The organism is Caulobacter sp. GW821-FHT09B11, assembly GCF_059418205.1.
The window spans coordinates 101,657-124,486 of sequence record NZ_JBWKPK010000014.1 but is presented as its reverse complement, the minus strand read 5'-3'; the positions used below and the strand labels follow the sequence as shown (position 1 = coordinate 124,486).

General features: G+C 71.1%; 21 protein-coding genes and 1 pseudogene. 16 read left to right on the top strand and 6 right to left on the bottom strand.

Annotation, left to right across the window (positions count from 1 at the left end; genetic code table 11):
• Nucleotides 1–27: 27 nt before the first annotated feature.
• The 5 genes from AC07N1_RS12490 to AC07N1_RS12470 are packed head-to-tail and all read left to right on the top strand — an operon-like array spanning nt 28 to nt 7,734.
• Nucleotides 28–2,523: an acyl-CoA dehydrogenase gene (locus AC07N1_RS12490; RefSeq protein ID WP_494672117.1), complete on the top strand. Its 2,496-nt coding sequence runs from the start codon at nt 28–30 to the stop codon at nt 2,521–2,523.
• On the top strand, nt 2,523–3,854 hold the full coding sequence (locus tag AC07N1_RS12485; protein ID WP_494672116.1) for a 3-oxoacyl-ACP reductase: 1,332 nt from the start codon (nt 2,523–2,525) through the stop codon (nt 3,852–3,854). Before AC07N1_RS12490 ends, AC07N1_RS12485 begins: the two co-directional genes overlap by 1 nt.
• A 3-nt stretch (nt 3,855–3,857) precedes the next feature.
• Nucleotides 3,858–4,721: a MaoC family dehydratase gene (locus tag AC07N1_RS12480; protein ID WP_494672115.1), complete on the top strand. Its 864-nt coding sequence runs from the start codon at nt 3,858–3,860 to the stop codon at nt 4,719–4,721.
• A complete protein-coding gene (locus AC07N1_RS12475) occupies nt 4,715–6,001 on the top strand; it encodes an acetyl-CoA C-acetyltransferase (RefSeq protein WP_494672114.1) in 1,287 nt (428 codons plus the stop codon). The genes AC07N1_RS12480 and AC07N1_RS12475 overlap by 7 nt, the downstream gene beginning before the upstream one ends.
• Complete coding sequence (locus AC07N1_RS12470) at nt 5,998–7,734, top strand: AMP-binding protein (RefSeq protein ID WP_494672113.1); 1,737 nt, start codon at nt 5,998–6,000, stop codon at nt 7,732–7,734. Before AC07N1_RS12475 ends, AC07N1_RS12470 begins: the two co-directional genes overlap by 4 nt.
• Nucleotides 7,735–7,751: 17 nt before the next feature.
• On the opposite strand, the pseudogene AC07N1_RS12465 reads toward AC07N1_RS12470, so the two are convergent.
• A pseudogene (locus tag AC07N1_RS12465) lies at nt 7,752–7,918 on the bottom strand (hypothetical protein).
• Nucleotides 7,919–9,583: an O-linked N-acetylglucosamine transferase, SPINDLY family protein gene (locus AC07N1_RS12460; protein WP_494672112.1), complete on the bottom strand. Its 1,665-nt coding sequence runs from the start codon at nt 9,581–9,583 to the stop codon at nt 7,919–7,921.
• Nucleotides 9,584–9,688: 105 nt separating this feature from the next.
• Between AC07N1_RS12460 and AC07N1_RS12455 the strand changes: the two genes are divergently transcribed.
• The 6 genes from AC07N1_RS12455 to AC07N1_RS12430 are packed head-to-tail and all read left to right on the top strand — an operon-like array spanning nt 9,689 to nt 14,369.
• Nucleotides 9,689–10,669, top strand: a complete 981-nt coding sequence (locus tag AC07N1_RS12455) for a 3-oxoacyl-ACP synthase III family protein (protein WP_494672111.1) — start codon at nt 9,689–9,691, stop codon at nt 10,667–10,669.
• Nucleotides 10,670–10,679: 10 nt separating this feature from the next.
• Nucleotides 10,680–10,901, top strand: coding sequence for a phosphopantetheine-binding protein (locus AC07N1_RS12450; RefSeq protein WP_494672110.1), 222 nt, complete (start codon nt 10,680–10,682; stop codon nt 10,899–10,901).
• Nucleotides 10,901–11,929, top strand: coding sequence for a 3-oxoacyl-ACP synthase III family protein (locus tag AC07N1_RS12445; protein WP_494672109.1), 1,029 nt, complete (start codon nt 10,901–10,903; stop codon nt 11,927–11,929). The genes AC07N1_RS12450 and AC07N1_RS12445 overlap by 1 nt, the downstream gene beginning before the upstream one ends.
• Nucleotides 11,926–12,687 (top strand): SDR family NAD(P)-dependent oxidoreductase, encoded by a 762-nt coding sequence (locus tag AC07N1_RS12440; protein ID WP_494672108.1) that lies wholly within the window; start codon nt 11,926–11,928, stop codon nt 12,685–12,687. The genes AC07N1_RS12445 and AC07N1_RS12440 overlap by 4 nt, the downstream gene beginning before the upstream one ends.
• 24 nt (nt 12,688–12,711) lie before the next feature.
• A complete protein-coding gene (locus tag AC07N1_RS12435) occupies nt 12,712–13,335 on the top strand; it encodes a DapH/DapD/GlmU-related protein (RefSeq protein WP_494672107.1) in 624 nt (207 codons plus the stop codon).
• Nucleotides 13,336–13,349: 14 nt separating this feature from the next.
• Complete coding sequence (locus AC07N1_RS12430; RefSeq protein WP_494672106.1) at nt 13,350–14,369, top strand: aromatic ring-hydroxylating oxygenase subunit alpha; 1,020 nt, start codon at nt 13,350–13,352, stop codon at nt 14,367–14,369.
• A gap of 222 nt (nt 14,370–14,591) precedes the next feature.
• On the opposite strand, the gene AC07N1_RS12425 is transcribed toward AC07N1_RS12430, so the two are convergent.
• Both AC07N1_RS12425 and rhaT read right to left on the bottom strand, forming a co-directional pair.
• Nucleotides 14,592–16,268, bottom strand: a complete 1,677-nt coding sequence (locus tag AC07N1_RS12425) for an O-linked N-acetylglucosamine transferase, SPINDLY family protein (protein WP_494672105.1) — start codon at nt 16,266–16,268, stop codon at nt 14,592–14,594.
• Between the two features lie 131 nt (nt 16,269–16,399).
• Complete coding sequence (rhaT, locus tag AC07N1_RS12420) at nt 16,400–17,482, bottom strand: L-rhamnose/proton symporter RhaT (protein ID WP_494672104.1); 1,083 nt, start codon at nt 17,480–17,482, stop codon at nt 16,400–16,402.
• Nucleotides 17,483–17,943: 461 nt separating this feature from the next.
• Here rhaT and AC07N1_RS12415 point away from each other — a divergent pair, with 461 nt between their 5' ends.
• From AC07N1_RS12415 to AC07N1_RS12405, 3 genes are read left to right on the top strand one after another with little or no spacing between them, the layout of a single operon-like run.
• The gene (locus AC07N1_RS12415) at nt 17,944–18,615 is read left to right on the top strand and encodes a prepilin-type N-terminal cleavage/methylation domain-containing protein (RefSeq protein WP_494672103.1); all 672 of its coding nucleotides are present in this window, start codon (nt 17,944–17,946) and stop codon (nt 18,613–18,615) included.
• Nucleotides 18,612–19,664 (top strand): type II secretion system minor pseudopilin, encoded by a 1,053-nt coding sequence (locus AC07N1_RS12410; protein ID WP_494672102.1) that lies wholly within the window; start codon nt 18,612–18,614, stop codon nt 19,662–19,664. Before AC07N1_RS12415 ends, AC07N1_RS12410 begins: the two co-directional genes overlap by 4 nt.
• On the top strand, nt 19,597–20,673 hold the full coding sequence (locus AC07N1_RS12405; RefSeq protein WP_494672101.1) for a hypothetical protein: 1,077 nt from the start codon (nt 19,597–19,599) through the stop codon (nt 20,671–20,673). The genes AC07N1_RS12410 and AC07N1_RS12405 overlap by 68 nt, the downstream gene beginning before the upstream one ends.
• On the opposite strand, the gene AC07N1_RS12400 is transcribed toward AC07N1_RS12405, so the two are convergent.
• Nucleotides 20,657–21,106 (bottom strand): pilus assembly FimT family protein, encoded by a 450-nt coding sequence (locus AC07N1_RS12400; protein ID WP_494672100.1) that lies wholly within the window; start codon nt 21,104–21,106, stop codon nt 20,657–20,659. The two genes, AC07N1_RS12405 and AC07N1_RS12400, sit on opposite strands and share 17 nt — an antisense overlap.
• Nucleotides 21,072–21,527: a type II secretion system major pseudopilin GspG gene (gene gspG, locus AC07N1_RS12395; RefSeq protein ID WP_494672099.1), complete on the bottom strand. Its 456-nt coding sequence runs from the start codon at nt 21,525–21,527 to the stop codon at nt 21,072–21,074. Before gspG ends, AC07N1_RS12400 begins: the two co-directional genes overlap by 35 nt.
• A 119-nt stretch (nt 21,528–21,646) precedes the next feature.
• On the opposite strand from gspG, the gene AC07N1_RS12390 reads away from it, so the two are divergent.
• Together AC07N1_RS12390 and AC07N1_RS12385 are read left to right on the top strand one after the other, a co-directional pair.
• The gene (locus AC07N1_RS12390; RefSeq protein ID WP_494672098.1) at nt 21,647–22,258 is read left to right on the top strand and encodes a hypothetical protein; all 612 of its coding nucleotides are present in this window, start codon (nt 21,647–21,649) and stop codon (nt 22,256–22,258) included.
• Entirely contained in the window at nt 22,255–22,809 is a 555-nt protein-coding gene (locus tag AC07N1_RS12385; RefSeq protein ID WP_494672097.1) for a hypothetical protein, read from the top strand. The genes AC07N1_RS12390 and AC07N1_RS12385 overlap by 4 nt, the downstream gene beginning before the upstream one ends.
• Nucleotides 22,810–22,830 lie beyond the last annotated feature (21 nt).

Genomic DNA, 22,830 nt, shown 5'->3' with positions numbered 1-22,830 from the left:
GAGCGCGCCGGACGGGGGATTGTGACCATGCTGATCTGGATCGGCGCTCTGGCGCCTGCGGCTTTCCTGCTGGCCTTCGTACAGGCCAGGGCCCTGGCCTGGGGCGCGGCCCTGGCGGCCTGGATCGCGGCGGGATGGGCCCTGGGCCTGGTGGGCGCGACGCCGGCCCTGGCGCTGGCGGCGATCGTGGCGGCCTTCACCGCGTTGCTGGCCCTGCGTCCCTTGCGCGCCGCCGTGCTATCGGCGCCGGCCATGAAGGCCTTCGGCGCGATCATGCCGAAGATGAGCCCCACCGAGCAGGCCGCCGTCGAGGCCGGCAACGTCTGGTGGGACGCCGAGCTGTTCGCCGGCCGGCCCGACTGGAAGAAGCTGCTGGCCACCCCGGCGCCGAAGCTCTCGCCCGAGGAGCAGCGCTTCGTCGACGTCGAGACCGAGCACCTGTGCGACCTGTCCAACGACTGGGAAAGCACCGCCGTCTGGCAGGACCTGCCGCCGGCCGCCTGGGCCTTCGCCCGCGACAAGGGCTTTCTGGGGATGATCATCCCCAAGCGCTACGGCGGCCTGGGCTTCTCGGCCTACGCCCACAGCCAGGTGGTGCAGAAGCTGTCGACCCGCTGCTCGGCGGCCGCCGTTTCGGTGATGGTGCCCAACTCGTTGGGTCCGGCCGAGCTGCTGCTGCACTACGGCACGGAGGCGCAGAAGGACCACTACCTGCCCCGGCTGGCGAGCGGCGACGAGATCCCGTGCTTTGCCCTGACCAACCCCTATGCCGGCTCGGACGCCGCCTCGATCACCGACACCGGCGTGGTCTGCCGCGGGACCTGGCAGGGCCGCGAGACCCTGGGTTTCCGCATCAGCTGGCGCAAGCGCTACATCACGCTAGCCCCCATCGCGACCGTGATCGGCCTGGCCTTCCGCGCCGTCGATCCGGACGGCCTGCTGGGCCTGGGCGCCGAGCCCGGCATCACCTGCGTGCTGATCCCGCGCGAGCATCCGGGGGTGAATATCGGCCGCCGCCACTGGCCGCTGAACGCGGTTTTCCAGAACGGCCCGATCACCGGCGACGACGTGTTCGTGCCGATGGAGATGGTGATCGGCGGCCAGGCCCAGGTCGGCCACGGCTGGCGGATGCTGATGGAGTGCCTGGCGGCCGGGCGGGCGATCTCGCTGCCGTCGTCCAATGTCGGCATGTCCAAGCTCGCCGTGGGCATGGTCGGGGCCTATGTGGCCATCCGCCGGCAGTTCAACATGCCGATTGGGGCCTTCGAGGGCGTGCAGGAGCCGCTGGCCCGGATGGCCGGCCACCTCTACGCGGCCGACAGCGTGCGCCAGCTGGCGGCCGCGGCGCTGGACCAGGGCGAGAAGCCGTCTGTGGTCTCGGCCATCGCCAAGTACCACGTCACCGAGCGCGCCCGCATCGTCGTCAACGAGGCGATGGACGTGGTGGGCGGCAAGGGCGTGTGCATGGGCCCCGGCAATTTCCTGGCCCGCGCCTACCAGCAGATCCCCATCGCCATCACGGTCGAGGGGGCCAACATCATGACCCGCACCCTGATCATCTACGGCCAGGGCGCGATCCGCTGCCATCCCTACGTCCTGCCCCTGATGCGGACGACGCAGGAGCGCGACCTCAAGGCCTTCGACGCGGCGCTGTTCGGCTATGTCGGCTTCCTGTTCCGCAACCTGGCCCGCTCGGCCGCCTTCGCCCTGACTGGCGGCGCGCTGATTGCAGCGCCGAGCGGAGCCGCGCCGCAGCTGGCCCGCTACTATCGCGCCGCCACCCGGTTCTCGACCCTGCTGGCCCTGGCCTCGGACCTGTCGATGGCGACGGTGGGCGGCGCCCTCAAGCGCAAGGGCGCGCTGACCGGGCGTCTGGGCGACCTGCTGTCGCAGCTCTTCATCCTGTCGAGCGTGCTTAAGCGCTTCGAGGACGAGGGCCGGCCGGCCGAAGACCTGCCGTTCGTCCACTGGGCGGCGCAGGACGCCCTGGCGCGGGCGGCGGTCGCCTGGACGGCGCTGCTGGCCAACCACCCCAGCCGTGTCGTCGCCGGCCTGCTGGGTCTGGTCGGGGCGGGCCTTTCGGGCCTGACGCGCGGCCCCAATGACGATGTCGCCTCCGCCGTCGCCGGTCTGATCCAGCGCCACGGTCCGGCCCGCGACCGCCTGCTGGCCGGGTCGTGGACGCCGCGCATCGAGGTCGATCCGATCGCCGCCACGGCGGTGGCCTTCGACCTCCACCCGCAGGTCGAGGCCATCGAGCGCCGCCTGAAGCCCGCCATCACGGCCGGGACGATCGCCCGCGCGCCGCAGAACCTGACCCTGATGGACGCCTGGGCGGCCGACGCGGAGGCCAGGGGCCTGATCGACGCCGCCGAGCGCGACCTGATCGGACGCTTCGCCCATCTGGCCGACCAGGCGATCCAGGTCGACGACTTCCCGCAGGACTTCGGCCTGGGCGAGGGCCTGGCCCGCCGCAACGGGATCAAGGGCGCGGCCCGCGCCAAGAAGGAAGGGGTCGCCTGATGCCCGACCGCTATCTGGAATTCGCCAGCAGCGGCCTGGGCGGCTGGGTGGTCGAGGCCTTGGGCCTGCCCAAGCCCGCGCCGCTGCTGCGGCGAGGCGTGGGGGAGGCGCCGCCGACCCTGCCGCTGTTGCTGGGCCCGCCGACGGCGGACGGACGCATGGGACCGGTGCTGGCCCGGCTGGCGGCCGCTTCGGGCGTCGAGATCCACCACGCCTGGACGCCGGACGTGCGCTACGGCGGCCTGGTGTTCGACGCCTCGGCCTGCCTGGACGTCGCCGCCACGCAGGGGCTCTACCGGTTCTTTCACCAGGCGATCCGCTCGGTGGCCGAGCATGGCCGCATCGTCGTGGTCGGCGTCCCGCCCGAGACCGCCAAGACCGCCGAGGGCGAGGCGATCCAGCGCGGGCTGGAGGGCTTCGTGCGGTCGCTGGCCAAGGAAGCGCGGCGCAGCATCGCCGTGCAGCTGCTCTACGTGACGCCGGGCCGCGAGGATCAGGCTCAGAGCACCCTGGCGTTCCTGCTGTCGCCGCGCTCGGCCTATGTGTCGGGGCAGGTGATCCGGGTAGGCGCCGCCGCCGTGGCGGCCGATCCCGCCGTCGGCCACGCCGGCCGCCATGTGCTGGTCACGGGGGCCGCCCGAGGGATAGGCGAGGCGATCGTCCGGCTGTTCGTCGCCGAGGGCGCCAAGGTCACGGCCCTGGACGTGCCCAGCGCCCAGGACGACCTGCGGGACCTGGCCGCCGAGCTGGGCGTCGATCCGCTGGCGCTGGACATCACCGCCCCCGAGGCGGCCGGCGTGCTGCTGAAGACGGCGCGGGCGCGGGGCGGCTTCGACGTGGTGGTGCACAACGCCGGCATCACCCGCGACCGCACCCTGGGCCGCATGGACGCGCGCGAGTGGGACAGCGTCATGGCGGTCAATCTCGGCGCGCCCCTGGCCCTGACCCGCGTGCTGCTGGAGGCCGGCGCGGTGCGCCGCAACGGCCGGATCGTGGCGGTCTCGTCGCTGAGCGGTGTGGCCGGCAACATGGGCCAGACCAACTACGCGCTCTCCAAGGCCGGCTGGATCGGCGCCGTCGGTCGCATGGCCCGCGACGGGCTGGACCACGGCATTACCGTCAACGCGGTCGCGCCCGGCTTCATCGAGACCCGCATGACCGCCGCCATCCCCTTCGCCATCCGCGAAGCCGGGCGGCGGATGAACAGCATGGGGCAGGGCGGCAGTCCGGTCGACGTGGCCGAGACCATCGCCTGGCTGGCCCACCCGGCCAGCGGCGGCGTCAACGGCCAGGTGGTCCGCGTCTGCGGCCAGAGCCTGCTGGGGGCCTAGACCATGTCCAACGCCGAGCCGGTGTCGCCCCTGGGCCTGGCCTGGGGCGCGGCGCGAGGGCTGCTGCGCGGCGGAACGGTCCGCGACCTGCCGTCCGCGAGCCTGCACGCCGAGCAGGTGTGGGTGCGAGGCGAGGCCGTCGCCGCCTATGCCGGGTTGTGCGGCTTCGCGCCCGAAGCGGGCGTGCCGCCGACCTTCGCCCACATCCTGGCCTTCCCGCTGCAGATGCGGATCATGCTGGCGGCGGGGTTTCCGTTCCCGGTCATGGGCCTGGTGCACATCCACAACCGCATCCGCCAGCGCGCGCCCTTGCGGATCGGCGAGAGCCTGACGATCGGCGCCCGCACCGGCCGCCTGTTGGCCCATGACAAGGGCCAGGCCTTCTCGCTGGAGACCTGGGCCCTGCGCGACGGGGCCACGGTGTGGGAAGGGACCAGCACCTATCTGCGCCTGGGCGGGCCCGGCCGGGGCGAGCCCGCGCCGATGCTCGACGCCGGCGAGGCCAGCGCGCCGGTCGAGACCTGGCAGGTCCCCGCCGACATCGGCCGGCGCTATGCCCGGGTGTCGGGCGACGCCAACCCGATCCACACTTCACCGCTGGGCGCGCGGCTGTTCGGCTTTCCGCGCCCCATCGCCCACGGCATGTGGGCCAAGGCCCGGGCCGTGGCGGCCTTGACCCGGGGCCAGGCCGTCGAGGCGATAGAGATCGAGACGGCCTTCCGCGCGCCCCTGCTGCTGCCTGGCGAGGCCCGCCTGTCGAGCGGCCCCTCCGGCGCCTTCGAACTCACGGACGCCGGCGGCGGCCGAACCCATCTGCGCGGGCGCCTGACGAGCGCGCCCCAATCACAGGATCCTTCCTCATGCTGACCTTGTCCGCACCCAGGCGCGTCGCCGTGATCGGCGGCCGCCGCATTCCCTTCGCGCGCTCCAACACCGCCTATGCCGAGGCTTCCAACCAGGACATGCTGACCGCCGCCCTCCAGGGCCTGGCCGACCGCTTCGACCTGCACGGCCTGCGCCTGGGCGAGGTGGCGGCCGGGGCGGTGCTGAAGCACTCGCGCGACATCGCCCTGACCCGCGAGGCTCTGCTCTCGACCACCATCGGCCACGACACCCCCGCCTATGACGTGCAACAGGCCTGCGGCACGGGTCTGGAGGCGGCGATCCTGATCGCCAACAAGATCGCCCTGGGCCAGATCGAGGTCGGCATAGCGGGAGGCGTCGACACCACCTCGGACGCGCCGATCGCCCTCAACGAGGACTTCCGCAAGGCGCTGCTGGCCGCCAATCGCCAGAAGACGACGGGCGCCAAGGTCAAGGCCCTGGCGGGCGCGGGCCTGACCGCGCCGTTCCGCCCCGAGCCGCCGCGTAACGCCGAGCCGCGCACCGGCCTCTCCATGGGCGAGAGCTGCGAGCAGATGGCCAAGCGATGGGGCATTCGCCGCGAGGACCAGGACGCCCTTGCCATCCGCAGTCATCGCCGGATGGCCAAGGCCTATGACGACGGCCTGTTCGACGACCTCGTCATGCCGTTCCAGGGCCTGAAGCGCGACAACAACCTGAGGCCCGACATCGACCCGGCCAAGATCGCCACGATGAAGCCGGTGTTCGACCGCGAGCACGGCACGCTGACGGCGGCCAATTCCACGCCCCTGACCGACGGGGCCTCGGTGGTGCTGCTGGCCAGCGAGGACTGGGCCAGGGCGCGGGGCCTGCCTGTGCTGGCCTTCCTTCGGGCCGGCGAGACGGCGGCGGTGGACTTCGTGGACGGCGAGGAGGGTCTGCTGATGGCGCCGGCCTACGCCGTGCCGCGCATGCTGGGGAAGCTGGGCCTGTCCTTGCAGGACTTCGACTACTACGAGATACACGAGGCCTTCGCCGCCCAGGTGCTGTGCACCCTGAAGGCCTGGGAGGACGACGACTATGCCCGCACGCGGCTGGGGCTGGAGCGCGCGCCGGGCGCCATCGACCGCGAGAAGCTGAACGTGCACGGCAGCTCGCTGGCCGCCGGCCACCCGTTCGCCGCCACCGGCGGACGGATCCTGGCGCACCTGGCGACCATGCTGGACCGCAAGGGAAGCGGGCGCGGCCTGATCTCGATCTGCGCCGCCGGCGGCCAGGGCGTCGTGGCGGTGCTGGAGAAATGACCGGCGCGCCGATCATCCACGGCGTCGATGGGACCGACGCCGAGCAGCTGTGGGCCGAGCGCTTCTGGACCCGCGCCTATCGCCCCGACGTGCCGGCGACGATCGACGACGAGCTGGCTCTGTGGCGGTCGGTCGGCCAGTTGTTCGAGCACGACGCCGCGCGCTTCGCGCAGCGCACCGGCTTCGTCAGCATGGGCTCGGGCGTGGACTATGGTCGCGCCCTTAAGGATGCGCGGGCCTTCGCCGCCTGGCTGCAATCGGCGGGCGTGCAGCCGGGCGAGCGGGTGGCGCTGATGATGCCCAACTGCCTGCAATATCCGATCGCCCTGTTCGGCACGCTGATCGCCGGGGCCGTGGTGGTCAACGTCAACCCGCTCTACACGCCGCGCGAGCTGCGCCACCAATTGGAAGACAGCGGCGCGGTCGCCATAGTGGTCATGGACATGTTCGCCCACACGCTGGAGCAGGCGATCGAGGGCACGGCGCTGCGCCAGGTGGTCGTGACCTCGATGGGCGACATGATGGGGCTGGCCAAGGGGACGGCGATCAACGTCCTGATGGGCCAGGTCGAGAAGCTGGTCCCCAAGTGGCGGCTGCCCGGCGCCCTGCGCTGGCCGGCGATGATGCGGCGGGCGCGGCGACTGCGGTTTCAGCCCGTCGAGGTGGCGCCCGAGGACCTGGCCTTCCTGCAATATACCGGCGGCACGACGGGGGTGGCCAAGGGGGCCATGCTGACCCACCGCAACATCCTAGCCAATGTGCTGCAGGGCCGCGCCTGGATCATGACCCAGATCCCGCCCGACCAGGCGGTGGGCAACGTGACCATGCTGCCGCTCTACCATGTGTTCTCGCTGACCGCGAACCTGCTGATGTTCGTCGGGGTGGGCGGGCGCAACATCCTGATCGCCAATCCGCGCGATGCGAAACGGGTGGAATGGGTGCTGCGCAAGGAGCGGTTCGCGGGACTGGCAGGCCTGAACACCCTGTTCGCCAGCCTGCTGAAGAACGACGCCTTCCGGGGGCGCGACTTCTCGGAGCTGAGCCTGACCATCGCCGGCGGCATGGCCACCCAGCGGTCCGTCGCCGAGGAGTGGGAGCTGGTCACCGGCTGCCCGGTGATCGAGGGCTACGGCCTGACCGAATGCTCGCCGATCGTCTGCGTCGGCTATGTAGACCTGGAGCGGCCGCAGACCATGGCCTTCGACGGCACGGTGGGCCTGCCGGTGCCCTCGACCGAAGTACGCATGCGCCGCGAGGATGGCTCCTGGTGCGGCGTCGATGAGCCGGGCGAGCTGTGCGTGCGCGGGCCGCAGGTGATGAAGGGCTACTGGAACCATCCGGAAGAGACGGCCAAGGTGCTGTCGGCCGACGGCTGGCTCTCGACCGGCGACGTCGCCGTGATGCAGGCCGACGGCCGCGTGCGGCTGCTGGACCGGCTGAAGGAGATGATCCTGGTCTCGGGCTTCAACGTCTATCCCAGCGAGATCGAGGACGTGGTCGCCGCCCATCCCCTGGTCGACGAGGTCGCCGCCGTCGGCGTGCCCGACCCGGTGCAGGGCGAGCGGATCAAGGTGGTGGTCGTGGCGCGGTCGGAGGCGCTGACGGCCGAGGCCGTGATGGCCCACTGCCGCGAGCGGCTGACCGGCTACAAGGTGCCGCGCATCGTCGAGTTCCGGTCCGAGCCCCTGCCGAAGACGGCGGTGGGCAAGGTGCTGCGGCGGGAGCTGCGGTAGCATTTCCCCTCAGAACGTCATCCCGGGCGGAGGCCCGCGCGGCGGACCGCAGACCCGGGACCCAGGGGCGGCCGCATTGCGCTTGCCAATGCCGGGGCGGAGAACCCTACCGCTGCGCCCAGTCCCCTGGGTCCCGGCTCTCCGCTGCGCTGCGGCCGGGATGACGACTAGGGAAGGGTAGAATCTACCGCTTCGCCGCCACCTCCGCGAACGCCGCCTCCATCCGCCGCGTGAAGCCAGCTTCATCGCGATAGGGCGAGGCGTCCAGCGCCGGGCGGATGCGGGCGCGCAAGGCGGCCAGCGCTTCGTGGTCCTGGTCCAGGCGCGCGGCGAAGGCGGCCATGGCGCTCCAGTCGTCGAACAGCAGCTCGTCCAGCCCCATGGCGCTCAGGGCCTCGACGGCGACGCGGCTGTAGTAGTCGCGACCCCGGATCGCCAGCACCGGCACGCCGCGCGAGACGGCCTCCATCGTCGTGGTGCCGCCGCCGACCGGGCTGGGGTCCAGCGCGAAGTCGATGCCCGCGAAGGCCTGCTCGTACTCCTCGCCGGTCGTCTTGCCCTCGAACAGGATGCGCTGGGGCGCGACGCCGTGGGCGAGGAACCGGCACTGGATCGTGGTCTGCAACACCGGATCGACGAAGTAGCTGTACTTGAAGAGCAAGGTCGCCGTGGGGCAGGCGGCCAGCAGCCCGGCCCAGCCCGCGACCGTTTCGTCGCTGATCTTGGCCGGATGGTTGAAGCTGCCGAAGGTCAGATGGCCGGTCTCGATCGCCGGGGAAGGCGAGGGGGCCGCGGTCGGCGTCGGCCTGAACGCCGCCAGGATCGGGCCGATGTCGTATAGCGTCTCGACGAACAGCGGCGGGGCGTCGGCGGTCAGCATGTGCGAGCCGAGCATGGAGTGGTCCATGGTCTCGAGGCCCGTGGTCTGGATCCAGTTCAGCCAGGCGACCTGCACCGGCGCCGGCCGGCGGGCGAACACCGCCAGGCGGTTGCCCGAGGCGTGGCCCCAGACGTCGACCAGCACGTCGATGGCGTCGGCGCGGATCAGGTCGGCGTGGGCGTCGTAGGTCAGGGCCTTGCAGGAACGGACCGTGACGTGGCCGGGCAGGCACTCGTTCCCGGCGTGGTCGACATAGGCGAAGACCTCGAAACGCTCGGGGTCGTGGTTCTCGAACACCAAATCGACGAAGTGGCGCAGCTGGTTGGCGAAGCTGGGGGCCACATAGCCGATGCGCAGCTTGCGCTCGCCGTTCCAGGCGGGCGGGAAGGTCGGGGCGGCGGGCAGGACCTTGCGCATCACCTCGCCCCAGCGGCGGGCCGTGTCGGCCTGGCGCTGCAGGCCGTCCTTGGCGAACATCAGCGAATAGAGCACGAAGCCCGAGAGGTACGACGCCCCGGTCAGGCCCACCGCCTTGTCGAAGGCCGCCAGCGCCGCCTCGATGCGGCCTGAGTGGTGCAGCGACTGGCCGTAGACGAAGAGGCCTTCGTTGGCCGCCACCGTGGGGTCGTTCAGCGCGCAGCCGCAGGCCGCCGCGGCGACCCCGACATAGTCCTCGGCATAGAACAGCCGGCCGACGTCCAGCGCGAAGGCGGCGTCGCGGGCGACCCGGTCCAGCGCGATGTCGTTCTCGCCCATCACCGTGAAGGCGTGGTTCATCCACGCGGTCTCGAAGGCTTGCCGCGCGCGGGCCTCCTCGCCCATGGCGGTGAGGGCGGCGGCGTGGAAATAGTGGACCTGGACGTCGTCGCCGTTCCGCGCGGCCAGCGGCGCCAGCAGCGCCTCCGCGGCCACGGCGTCGCCGGCCAGGAGCAGGTCCATGGCCCGGGGAAAGACGTCTTCGGCGGACATTGAAGGTTCCCCGCAAATCAAACGGCTGGCCCTTGGGCCAACGACGCGCTTAGATTGCGCTCGACATTGTTCTGCAATGATTCATTCCGCGGCCGCGAGGCGTATATGTTGACCGCCAGGATCAAGGCGATCGCAGGTCATCTGCCTGAAGGCCGCCTGACCAACGACGCCTTGGCCGCACGCTTCCCCGACTGGAGCGCCGACAAGATCCTCGAAAAGACGGGCATAGCCGAGCGGCGCATCGCGGCCGACGGCGAGACCGCGCTCGACCTCGCCGAGGGCGCGGCGCGCGCCCTGCTGGCGAAGGAAGGGCTCGATCCCGGCGAGGTCGACTTCCTGCTGCTGTGCACCCAGACGCCGGACTACGTGCTGCCGACCAGCGCCTGCCTGTTGCAGGCGCGTCTTGGGCTGCCCACCAGCGCTGGGGCGCTGGACTTCAATCTCGGCTGCTCGGGCTTCGTCTACGGGCTCAGTCTGGCGAAGGCCCTGATCGAGAGCGGCCAGGCCCGGCGCGTGCTGCTAGTCACCGCCGACACCTATTCCAAGCTGCTGGATCCCGACGACCAGAGCGTGCGCACCCTGTTCGGCGACGGCGCCGCCGCGACCCTGGTCGAGGCCGTCGAGGCCGACGCCCCGCTGATCGACCCGGTGGTGTTCGGCACCGACGGCAAGGGCGGCGAGCACCTGATGGTGCGGCGCGGCGGCTTCCGCGAGCCCTCGGCCGGCGGCGACATGGTGTTGCGGATGGACGGTCCGGCGGTGATGGCCTTCACCCTCGGCCATGTGCCCAAGGCTGTCGACGGCCTGCTGCAACGCACCGGCCGGACGATGGAGGAGCACGACCTCTTCGTCTTCCACCAGGCCAACGGTTTCATCCTGGAGCGCCTGCGCCGCAAGCTGGCCATCGAACCCGAGCGCTTCGTCATCGACATGCGCGAGGTGGGCAACACCGTGTCGTCGACCATTCCGCTGGCCCTCGCCCCATTGTTGCAGGACGCGGGCGCCCCTAGACGGGCTCCCAGACGAGCGATGCTGGTGGGCTTCGGCGTGGGCCTGTCCTGGGCCGCCGCCAGCGTCATCATTTGAGGAGACCAAGATGAGCGCCCTTTACGCCGGACTGGCCGAGATCTTCGAGGTCGACGAGTCCGAGATCTCGCCGGCGGGCGAGCTGGCCGCCTTCAACTGGGACTCGCTGGCGATCATCTCGACCCTGGCCCTGGTGGACGAGGTCCATGGCGTGCTGCTCGACGGCCAGGCCCTGGCCAAGTGTGAGACCGTGGCCGACATCGAGGCGCTGGTCGCCAAGGAAACCGCCTGATGCAGCCCGCGCCCGGCGGCTATCGGATCGAAGGCGTCCGCCTGGCGGGCGTGGTCTCGACCGTGCCCGCCCGCCGGCTGGAGAATCAGGCGTTCGAGGAACGCCTCGGCGAGGCGGCCGTCACCGACGTCGCCAAGATGACCGGCGTCCAGACCCGTTACTGGGTCGAGCCGGGCCAGACCACGGCCGACCTCTGCCAGGCCGCCGCCGAGCGGCTGATCGAGCGCCTGGCCTGGGACCGCGCCTCGATCGACGGGGTGATCTTCGTCTCCCAGACCCCCGACCACGCCCTGCCGGCCAGCGCCTGCCTGCTGCACGGGAAGCTTGGTCTTTCGCCGCACGCCCAGGCCTTCGACGTCGGCATGGGCTGCTCGGGCTATGTCTACGGCCTGTGGCTGGCGTCGTGCCTTCTTCAGGCGGGCCTGAAGCGCGTGCTGCTGCTGGCCGGCGACACCATCAGCCCGTTGCTCGATCCCGACGACCGCGCCACCGCCGTGCTGTTCGGCGACGCCGGCTCGGCCACGGCGCTGGAGCGCGACGCGTCCGCCGCGCCGCTGCATTTCCGCCTGGGCACCGACGGGACCGGCGCGACCGACCTGATCGTGCAGGACGGCGGCTTTCGCTCGCCGTGCGGAGCGGAGATCGCCCCGACCCTGAAGATGGACGGCAACGCCGTCTTCGCCTTCACCCTGCGCGCGGTGCCGGCCCTGATCGAGGCGGTGCGCGCCGACGCCGGCCTGACGGCCGAGGACGTCGACTTCCACCTGCTGCACCAGGCCAACCAGTTCATGCTGCGCCACATCGGCAAGAAGGCGAAGGCCCCGCCCGAACGCCTGCCGATCAACATCGGCAAGTTCGGCAATACGAGTTCCGCCACCCTGCCGCTGCTGCTGACCGACGCCGTGGCCGAGACCCTGTCGGCGCAGGCCGCGACCCTTGTCCTGGCCGGCTTCGGCGTCGGCTATTCCTGGGGCGCGGTCGCCGGCCGCTTCGGCCCTCTCGACTGCGCGGAGACGCTGTACCTGTGAGCCTGCATCCCGAAGCCCTGGCGGATAAGACCATCCTCGTCACCGGCGCCTCGTCGGGCCTGGGGCGGGCGACGGCCCAGGCCGTGGCCGCCGTCGGCGCGCGGGTGATCGCCGCCGGCCGCGACGCCGGGCGGCTCGACCAGACCCTGGCCAGCCTCTCCGGCGAAGGCCACGTCTCCCTGATCCAGGACCTATCCGAAGGCGACGCCGCCACCGACGCGGTGGCCAAGGCGGCCATCGACGCCGGCGGGCTTGACGGGATCTTCCACGCCGCCGGGGTCGAGATGGTGCTGCCCATCCGCATGACCAAGGACGCGCGCCTGGACGAGGTGATGGGAGCCTCCTTCGGCAGCGCCTATGCGGTGGCCCGGGCGGCCGCCAAGGCCAAGGTGATGAAGGACGAGGGCTCGATCGTCGTGGTCAGCTCGGTCGCCGCCGAGCGCGGCCGGGCGGGCATGACCGCCTACGCCGCCTCGAAGGCCGCCGTGGAGGGCCTCGTGCGATCGCTGGCCTGCGAGCTCGCGCCGCGCCGCATCCGCGTCAACGGTCTGGCGGCCGGCGCGGTCGAGACCGAGATGCACGAACGGATCACCCGCGGCCTGACCGGCGACGGGATCGAGGCCTATCGCGCGCGCCACCTGCTGGGATTCGGCCGGCCGCAGGATGTGGCGGCCGTCGCCGCCTTCCTGCTGACCCCGGCCGCGGCCTGGGTCACCGGCGCGATCTGGGACGTCGACGGCGGCTACAAGGCCGCCTGACCAAAGTCACGGGAGGAACGACAGATGGACTACGTGATGGTCGGGGGCGGCGCGCTCGCCCGGGAAATTCTCGACTGGTTCGGTCCGCAGTTCGCCAAAAGCGGTGACCGCTTCGTCGGCTATCTCGACGACGGCGACGCCCCGATGGCCGCCTTCGGTCGCGACCTGCCGCAGCTGGGCAAGATCGCCGGCCACGTCCCGACCGCCGGGGTCCAGCTGGTGATGGGCATCGGCACGCCGGCCGGCAAGACGGCGGTCGGCAAGGCCCTGCGCGCGGCCGGCGGCAAGTTCGCCACCCTGGTCCACGACCTGGCCTTCGTCACCGCCTCGGCCAGGCTGGGCGAGGGCGTGCTGGTGGGGCCGTTCGTGAACGTCTCGTCCGACAGCAAGGTGGAAGACCTCGTCACCATCAATGGCCACTCCGGCGTCGGCCACGACGTGGTGCTGGGCGCGGGTTCCACCCTCAGCTGCCATGTCGACCTGACGGGCCGCGTGAAGGTGGGCGAGGGGGTGTTCTTCGGCTCCGGCGCGCGCGTGCTGCCGGGTGTCAGCATCGGCGCGGGCTGCACGATCGGGGCAGGGGCGGTGATCGTCCGTGACGCCACGCCGGGCGCGACCTATTTCGCCGCGCCGGCCCGGAAGCTCTAGGCCAGAAAGCTCTGATGACGCCTCAGGTCGACGCGCTCTACCGCCGCTACTGGCACCTGGTCGCCCACCGCTCGGAAGTCGCCGAGCCGGGTGCCTGGCTGCGCCTGGACTGGGCGTTCGGCGACCTGCTGGTGTTCAACGACGACGGCGAGATCGGGGCTTTCGACAATGTCTGCCCGCATCGCGGCGCGCGGTTCTTCGTCGGCGACCATGGCGTCGGACCGATGCTGTGCCCCTATCACGGCTGGCGCTATGGCGGCGGCGCGCTGAAGCCGGCCCTGGCCAAGAGCTTCGATCCCGAAGTCCTGGCGGCCCAGACGATCGGCCGCCACCGTACCGCCTGGTGCGGCGACTTCCTGTTCGTCGGGATCGAGCCTGAGCAGGACCTGGCCGATCAACTGGGCGGCGCCGCGGCGCAACTGGAGACGGTCTCGAAGCTGATCACCCGGCGCCGAGACTTCCACGCCCTGCCGTTCGAATGCGACTGGCGGGTGGCGGTCGAGAACGCGCTGGAGACCTACCACGTCAACCTGATACATGGCGAAACCCTGGCCAGCCTCGCCATGGTCGAAAAGAACCTCGTGATCGACGGTCCCAACCTGACCTGGGAAGGCGAGGTCACCGACAAGCGCACCCTGCGCGGCCTTTCCGCCCTGGGCCGCTATTTCGACGCCGCCGAGGCCTATCAGGGCTACTGGACGATCCACGTCTTTCCGTTCGCGATGATCTCGTCGACCTTCGGCTATTCCTACGCCGTGCAGACCTATTTCCCGGCCAGGGACGCCCGGCGCACGCACTTCTGCACCCGCCTGCTCGACGGCCGCGTGCGCCCCGGCGCCGAACGGGCGGTCGAGGCCTTCCTCGACTCCAGCGCCGAGATGAACCGGCGGATCTTCGAAGAGGACCGCGCGATCTGCGAACGCGTCAGCCCCGCCTACGACCTGGAAAAGCCCCAGCGGGCGTTTGCGCGATCCGAGGAGCGGCTGCGGCTGCTGCACGAGCGGCTGGCGGGACTGAAAACCCCTCTCTCTTAGAGAGAGGGAGGGGCCCGCCGCGAAGCGGTGGGAGGGTGAGAGGTTTCACCGCTGGCAGGTAAATCCTGATAAGAGATTATATGTCGGTAAGTGACTGAAAAATAATCGGATAAGTATCAAAATCTCGCGTAACGCGACGCCGCGCCTCGTTCGGAGAGTTTGTCACCTCTCACCCTCCCACGCCTTCGGCGCGGGCCCCTCCCTCTCTCAAAGAGAGAGGGATCAGATTTGCTCCGGCCACTTCGCCGCGAACATCCCGAGATAGGCCTCCTCGAGCGTCCGCGTGACCAGCGCTTCGTCGCGGAACGCGGCCGTGGCGAAGCCCGCCCAGGCGCGGTCGCGCAGCGCCTGCAGGCTCGCCGGATCGGCCGCCGCCGTCGCGGCCTTGGCGACGTAGTCGTCCCAGCTGTCGGCCACCAGGTCGGGCAGGCCCGCGCCCTCGACCAGCTGTGTGCCGATGCGGCTGTAGAAGGTCGGCCCGCGTAGGCTGATCACCGGCACGCCGCGGGCCAGGGCTTCCAGGGTGGTGGTGCCGCCGGGGCAGGGGGAGGGGTCGAGCGACAGGTCGATCCTGGTGAAGGCCTTCTCGTAGTCGTCGCCCTGCGAATGACCCTCGTAGGCCAGCCGCTCGGGCGCGACGCCATGGGCGGCGAAGCGCGCCGTCGTCGCCCGCGCCAGCACCGGGTCCTCGAAATAGCGGTACTTGAGCAGCAGCCGCGAGCCCTCGACGGCGAGCAGCAGTCGCGACCAGCCGGCGACCGTCTCGTCGCTCAGCTTGGATGGATTGATGAAGCTGCCGAAGGTGACGCTTCCGCTGGCCTGGCTCGGGGCGGGGGAGGGCGCGGCCGGATCGGCGCGGAACGGGGCCGAGATCGGCTCCACCGGCCAGACGGTCTCGGTGAACAGCGTCTCCATGCCGGGGGTCAGGATCGACTTCGAGTGGATGGCGAAGTCCATCGCGCGCAGGCCCGTGGTCTGCTGGTAGTTCAGCCATGTGGCCTGCACCGGCGCGGCCCGGCGAGCGAAGATCCCCAGCCGCGAGCCGGAGGTGTGGCCCCAGGCGTCGATCAGCACGTCGATCTGGTCCTCACGGATCAGGGCGACGGCTTCGTCGTCCTTCAGCGCCCCGATCGCGCGGACGGTCGGCCTGGCGGCCCAGTCCGTCGTGTCGGCCTCGTTCGGATAGAGGAAAATCTCGAACCGCTCGGTGTCATGGTGGTCGAGCAGCGGGGTCATGAACTGGCGGATCTGGCCGCTGGAGAACACCGGCGCCACGTAGCCGACGCGCAGGCGGCGACCGGCCAACGGGCGAGGGGGCTGGGCGGGCGTCAGCACCGGCGTCTCGAACCGCTCGGCCCAGGCCCTGGCGGCCTGGGCGTGCCGCGCCACGCCGTCCTGGACCATGAACAGGCTGTAGAGCTCGAACTGCTGGGCCGGCCCGCTGTTCGGCATGGCTTCCGAAAGCGCGCGGAAGATGTTGTTGGCCTCTTCGGCGCGGCCCTGGTGCAGGAAGGCCAGCCCCAGCGAGACCAAGGACTGCGGTTCGTCCCTGCCGGCGATGACCGCCAAGCCGAAGGCCACGGACGCGCAGGCCGGGTAGTTGGCGTTGTAGAGGCGGTGGCCGATCTGCAGCGCATACTCGCCGTCGGTCGTCAGTCGCTTGGCGTCGCCGCCGATGCCGCGGATGACCGCCAGGCCGTGGGTCAGGCGGGCGTCGTTCAGGGTCTGTCCGGCGGCGGGATCGCGGTTGGCCGCCTGGGCCGAGGCCAGCCAGTAGAGCGGTTCGGCGGTGCCGGGCGCCTTGGCGACGGCCGCCTTGGCCGTGTGCAGGGCCACGGCGGGCTTGCCCGTCAGCAGGGCGTTGCGGGTGCGAAGAAGGTCCTGCTCGGGCGCGGCCATGGGTTGCGATCGTCTCGGGTGAGACGCCGCCCCCCATGGACGAAAACGAGTCACCTAACCATCGATTGTAGCCGATGGGCCGGATCGCCAGAAAGGCGCTTCGGGCGGCCTAGGACCGATCTCGCGCGGCCTCAGGCCCCCAGCATGTTGCCGTAGCCGATCACCACCGTGGCGCCGACCAGCAAGGCGACGCCGGCCCAGACCATGTTGCGCACGGCGGGGCGGGCGTCCTTCCATTCCTTGAAGGCGAAGCCCCACAGCGTGCCGAAGATGATGATGCTGGCCATGTGCAGGGTCCAGCTGGAGAAGCCGAACTTGCCCATCTGGCTCTCGCCCATGGTGTAGAAGAAGAACTGGAAGTACCAGGCCGTGCCGGCCACGGCGCTGAGCAGATAGTTGGCCAGCAGCGGCGGTTTTTCGGCAGGGGGCCTGGATGCTGTTTCGGCGCCGGTTTCGCTGTCGGGCGCGCGGCCCAGCCACTGGCCGGCGCTGCGGTTCCTGACGATCAGGAAGGCGCACCAGACGCCGTTGGTGATCAGGCCGCCGAACATCACCAGGCACAGCACCGGTAGGCCGGTCCACAGCGGACCCGTGCCGGCCGCCGCCGAGATCGCCTTGATCGGCTCGCCGGCCGCCAGGCCAAAGGCGAAACAGGCCGACATGACGCCCGAGAACACCGCCACGGCAAGGCCCTTGCGGAAGTCGAACTCGGCCACGGCCGCGCGCTTTTCCTCGGGCGACAGGTCGCCGTCCTTCTTGGCGCCGGCCCAGGCCACCACGATGATGCCGCTCAGGGTCATCAAGAGGCCCAGCAGGATGATCCGACCCGAGGTCGTGGCCAGCAGGGCGTCGGCGAAGGTTCCGCGCACCAGCGGCGGGATCAGGGTGCCGAACACGGTGCACAGGCCCAGCACCACGGCCATGCCCAGCGACAGGCCCAGATATCGCATCGTCAGCCCGTAGGTCAGGCCGCCGAAGCCCCAGAGCACGCCGAACAGCACGCACAGGCCGGCCACGCTCGACGGAACCTGGGCCATGACGCCCAAGAGGTCGCGGGTCTGCAGCGAGGCGAACAGCCACGGCGCCAGCAGCCACGAAAACAGGCCGCCGGTCAGCCAGTAGATCTCCCAGGACCAGCGCCGAACGCCGCGATAGGGCACGTAGAAGCTGGCCGACGCCAAACCGCCCAGCCAATGGAAAAGGACGCCCAACAACGGATTCAACGCTCACTCCCGTAATTTGAGACATTGTTCTAATTGGTGAGATGGTCGGCGCGTCGGCCGGATCTGTCAATGCGCGGCTGGGTTGGCCGGTCGTGCGATCATCGAGCGCGGTCGCCGGCGCAGGACGCCGCCACGGTACGGTGCTGGTCGGCGCGCTGACGTCCGATACCGTCAGCGTTCACGAATGGCCGTCGCATGCGGCGTTTCTGGCCGTAGCGTATCTTGTCTGGCGTGAGAGAGCGGTTTTTGATCGCTGGGCCTGGACCGGCGTCGTTCCAGCTCTACATATTATTTCTGATAATATTCCTTAGGCGATGTATATTGATGCGCGACGTGTGGCGCGCTTATGGGAATATATTCCTATCTCACTTCCCGCTCACTGATCGCAGTCGCCTGTGCCGTTTCGCCGCCTGCTCGCTTTGAGCTATCAAGGTCGCCAAGAGGTCGGAGACATGGCGCGACAGCGGTTGAGCACGGCCCGGCGACGGGGCTTCTCTTTGATCGAGGCCCTGGTGGTTCTGGCCGTGGCCGGCGCGGCGCTGATGCTGATCTTTTCGGTCGGCGTGCGCTCGACGGAGATCGCCTTTCGCCTGGGCCGCCGCGCCCTCGACCTGGCCGACCGCCAGGTCTCCACCGACGCCCTGCGCGTGGTCGTGCGCGGTCTCACGATCCCGCCTGCGGGTCCGCCTGCCGGTCCGGAGGTTCGCTCCGGAGTGATCGAGGCGTCCGGCGCGCCGCGCGGCTTCGGCGGTCCGGCGGTGCTGGCGGCCGCCACGCCCTGCGCCGGATCCGGGCCGTCGGCGCGGATCGCGGTGTTCCTGGTCGGCGGCGCCGAGGGCGATGTCGTCGCGTGCCAGGCCGACGGCGGTCCGGCCGTCATCCTGGCCGACCTGAGGCCTCGCCGGGCCCGGTTCAGCTATTCCACGGACGGCGCGCGCTGGCGGGACGCGTGGCGCGCGACGCCCGACCTGATGGACCGCGCCCGTGCTCCGCGCGCCCAGGGCGTCTATGTGCGGCTGGCCACGGATGATGGCCGGATCGAGGTGATCGAACGCGCGACCTCGGGCCGGCCGACCCTGGCGCCCGTCGCCGCCGCGGCGCCGGCCGGGACGTTCGAACCGTGAGGCCGCCGTCCGCCAAGCGCGGCTTCGCCCTGCCCGCCGTGTTGGCGGTGACGGCCATCGTCACCCTGGTGTTCCTGGTCGCCATCCTGGCGCTGGACAGCCTGGCCGATCAGACCCGTCGGGCGGTCGAAACAAGCCGGTTCGAGACCCAGGCCCTGAGCCTGGAAGCCCATGCCGCCTACGCCGCCGCCGTCGGCGCGCCGACGGCCGATGCGGTGCTGGTGCCTGACCTCGACCGCCGCGCGGACGCCCGGCTGCGGATCGACGGAACGCCCTATGCGACGCCCTATGAGACGTCAGGCGCGCCGTCGCTGCGGTTGTCGCTTCAGGACGAGGCCGGCCTGGTCAATCTCGACAACCTGCCCGCGCCGGCGACCGGGCGGCTGCTGGAAGCCCTGGGCGCGCCCGTCGGCCAGCGCGCCGCCCTGCTCGACCGGTTCAGCGACTATGTCGATGTCGACGATCTCGTCCGCGTCGACGGCGCCGAGACAGCGGCCTATCGCGACCGAGGACTGCCGCCGCCGCCCAACGCCCCCTTGCGGACGATCGACCAGGCGCTGGGCGTGCTGGGCTGGAAGGCGGCCGTGCCGCGGGAGCGCTGGCGCGCCCTGCGCGACGACCTGACGGCCGATCCGACCTCGACCGCGATCAACCTCAACACAGCCACGCCGGTCACGCTGAAGGTGATGTACGGCCTCGACGACGGCCAGGTCGCGGCGGCGCTGGGTCGCCGTCGGGGTGCGCCGTTCGTTGGCCTGGAGGATCTGGGACGGGCCGCCGGCCTGCGCCTGAGCGGTGACGCCGAACGGGTTTACGGCTTCCCCAACGGGCGATTTGCCCTAAAGATCGCCGCACGGCGGGCGGGGCTGGACTACCGCGCGCGGATCGTGCTGACCCCGCGCGACCGCGAGCGGCCGGTGTGGATCGAGAACCCGGGCCTTACTCTCTCGCCAGCTGTCGAAAAGGCGGAACGGCTCACGAATGCGCCTCCCTTTCCTGACCCCGCCCCAAGTGCTGCTGACCCCGGACGGCCGCTTCGAGACGGTTGAAGCCGGGGGCGTCCTGGCCCCTGCCCGGCCCGATGTATGGCTGGCCCGCGCGCTGTGCGCCTATCAGGTCTTCGATCCCGGCGCGGCGCGGGGCTCGGCCGCCTGGGCGGCGGCGCGGCTCCACGCCCGGACCGCCGCTCCGTTCGTCTCGGCCGGCGTGCTGGTGCAACGCAGCGGCCGAGGCTTCTCGATCTGGTGGTGGGATAGCGAGGCGCTGGGGCCGATGCTGGCCGAGCGGTTCGGCGACCGGTCGCCGGCCATGGCGCCGGAGCTCTTCGAGCCCCCGATGGGCGGCGGCTGGCGGGTGCTACGGCTGAGCGACGGCTTCGAGGCCCAGCTCTGGCGCGACGGCGGGCTGGTCGGCTCGCAGTGGCGACGCACGCCGTTCGGCCGGGCCGATTGGAAAGCCTTCACGCGCGTCCAGCCGGGGGCGGCCGACGCTCCCGCCGAGCCGCCGGCCGCCGTCGTCGGCCTTCGCGCGCCCTTTCCCCGACAGGGCGCGGGCGGCCCTGCCCTGTCGCCGGACCAGTTGCTGCGGGCCGCGCCGGCCGTCGCGGCCGTGCTGCTGCTGACAGCGGCGGCCTTCTGGCTGGGCCAGGGCCTCAAGCTGCGGTCGCAAGCCCGCGATATGGCCCGCCTCGCCGCCGCGGAGCGGCAGGCCACGCCGCCGACCGCCACCGGGGGAGACGTCGCGAGCCGACGCCTGGCGGCCTTCACCGCCCTGTCCAACCGGCCCAACCTGGTGGCGGCGCTGGACATGGCGACGCGGATACTGCGGCTGTACAGCGTGGGGATCGAAGCCGTCGACGCCCACGACGATCAGATGGACCTGACCCTGCCCTATTCGGCGCTCGTCGGCGTCGACCGCATCGCGCGGGACATGGAGGCCAGCGGCGTGTTCACCGACGTCCGCCCCGTCACCGACGCCTCCAGCCGGACGATCCGCCTGCGCATGCGCCTGACCGGGCGGCCGGACCCGGCTCGGGCGGCGCTCAATCCAGACGGATGAAGCGGCACGGCCCCTCGCCCGGCGCCAGCCGCATCACCGGCCGGCCCGCCTTCAGGATCTCGACGCCGTCAGTCAGGCAGGCGCCGCCCTCGCTGATCCGCATCGGCCGCCGCAGGCGATAGGTCCATTGCGCGCGCAGGACCAGGGACCGCCCCAGCGGGTCGCGCCCGGCCGCCGCCGCGTCGTCGTAGAGCACCACGGGGGTCTGTTCGGCATAGGCCTGGCGGCGCAGGTCGAGCACGCGCCGCTGGAAGTCGAAGAACACCGCGTGGGCGGTCATCCGGTCGATCATCAGCGTGGCCTTCGGCATGACCAGCGCCACGGCCAGGGCCATGATCGCCAGCACCACCAGCACCTCGAGCACGGAATAGCCCGTGCGCGAATGCAGGCGCGGCGGTCTAGACGCCGGCCCGGTTGTCGATGTCTGCCGCATTGCCGGTTCCGCCCGTCTTGCCGTCCGACCCCAGGCTGATGACCTTGGCCGATTGCTGATCGTCGGCCGGCGCCTGGTAGACGTAAGGGTGTCCCCAGGGATCCAGCGGCAGGCCGCCGCTGAGATAGGGTCCCGACCATCCGGCCACGGCGCGATCGGCCTTGACCAGCAGCTCCAGTCCCTCGGCCTGGGTGGGATCTCGGCCCAGGTCCAGCCGCATGGTCGCCAGGGCGGTCTCCAGGGCCCGGACCTGCACCCGGGCGGTCGTCACCTTGGAGCGGTCCAGCTGGGCGAACAGCCTGGGGCCGACCAGGGCCGCGATCAGGGCGATGATCGTCAGGACGATCAGGATCTCCAGCAGGCTGTAGCCGGCCTTCGCTTCGAGCCCGCGACGTCGCCGACGCTCCTGCCGAATGGTCATCAAGCCCGCTCTCCCATCTCGCACCCGCCGGTTGCTGTTCGCGTCCGCGCAATTCCGGCTCGCCCACGGCCTTGAGCGGACTATACATTCTTACGGGCGCACTGACGGGAGGTCGAGGTTTGGGTGCAGAGGGCAAGACCGCACGCGCGATCGATCCGTTCGGCGCGGACCTGGCGGGCTGGTTTCGAAGCGCCCTGGCCCGCCTGAGCGACCGCGAACGTCGGCTGGCGGTGCTGGCCGTGGTGCTGGCCCTGGCCGTCGGGGCCTTTTCCGCTTTGGGGTGGAGCCAGGACCAGCGCGAGCGCTACGCCGCCGCCCAGGCCGACCTGCTGCTGACCCGCCAGGTCCGCCATGCCGCTCGCGGCGGCCTCGACGGGGCCCAGCGCGCCCAGCTGGCCGCCCTGTCCGACTGGAGCACGCGCGACCGCAACGTCTGGCTGGCGCGCATCCAGCTCGAGCAGGCCATCGCCGCGGCCGCCGATCGGGCCGGCGCGCCCGAGCTGGAGATCCAGGTCGCCCCGGACCTGGAAGGCGACCCCGCCCTGCCCCTGGTGCGGGTCGAAGTCAGCGGTCCCTACGTCGCCGCGCCTTTCGCCGCCCTCCTGCGCAACCTGGCCGAAGATCGGCGCGCGATGGTCGTGCAGCGGCTGGAGATCGGCGACACGGACGCGGCCAGCTACCGCCTGTCGCTGCTGTTTCCCATCGACGTCGGGACCGGGCGGCCTTCATGACCAGTCCCGCCGCGATCGCCCTGATCTTCGCGATGCTGACCGCCTTCCTGGTGGGCTACCGCGCGCCCGGCCTGCCGGTGGAGCCGCTGGGGCTCAGCCGGTTTCCGCGCGCGGCGACCTCGGGCCTGCTGGTCAGTCCCAACGAGACCACGCTCGCGGCCCTGAACGATCTCCAGATCGACGTGATCGCGCACGGCGGCGCCGGACCCGACCTGAACCCGGCCGAGATGCAGGGCGATCCGCTTCCACCTCCCGAAGCGTCGGCCGTCCCGCCGCCACCGCCTCCCCCGCCTCCTCCGCCGCCGGACGTGGCGCTCGTCTTCCGCAGCCGGTTGACCGCCGTCGTCGATCAAGGTCCGGCCGGCTTGGCCGCCCTGGTCCTGGATCCGTCGCAGGAGGGGCGCGCGACGCGCCTCTTGCGGCCGGGCGACATCTTCGAAGGCCGTTGGCGGCTGGAGGCGTTGAGCTCCAGCGAGGCCGTGCTGCGGTCTGGACGCCAGACGCGGCGCGTGCCCTTCTATGGGACAGCGGGGAGCAAGTCCGAGCTTTGAGCACCTTCTTGAAGACTAGAG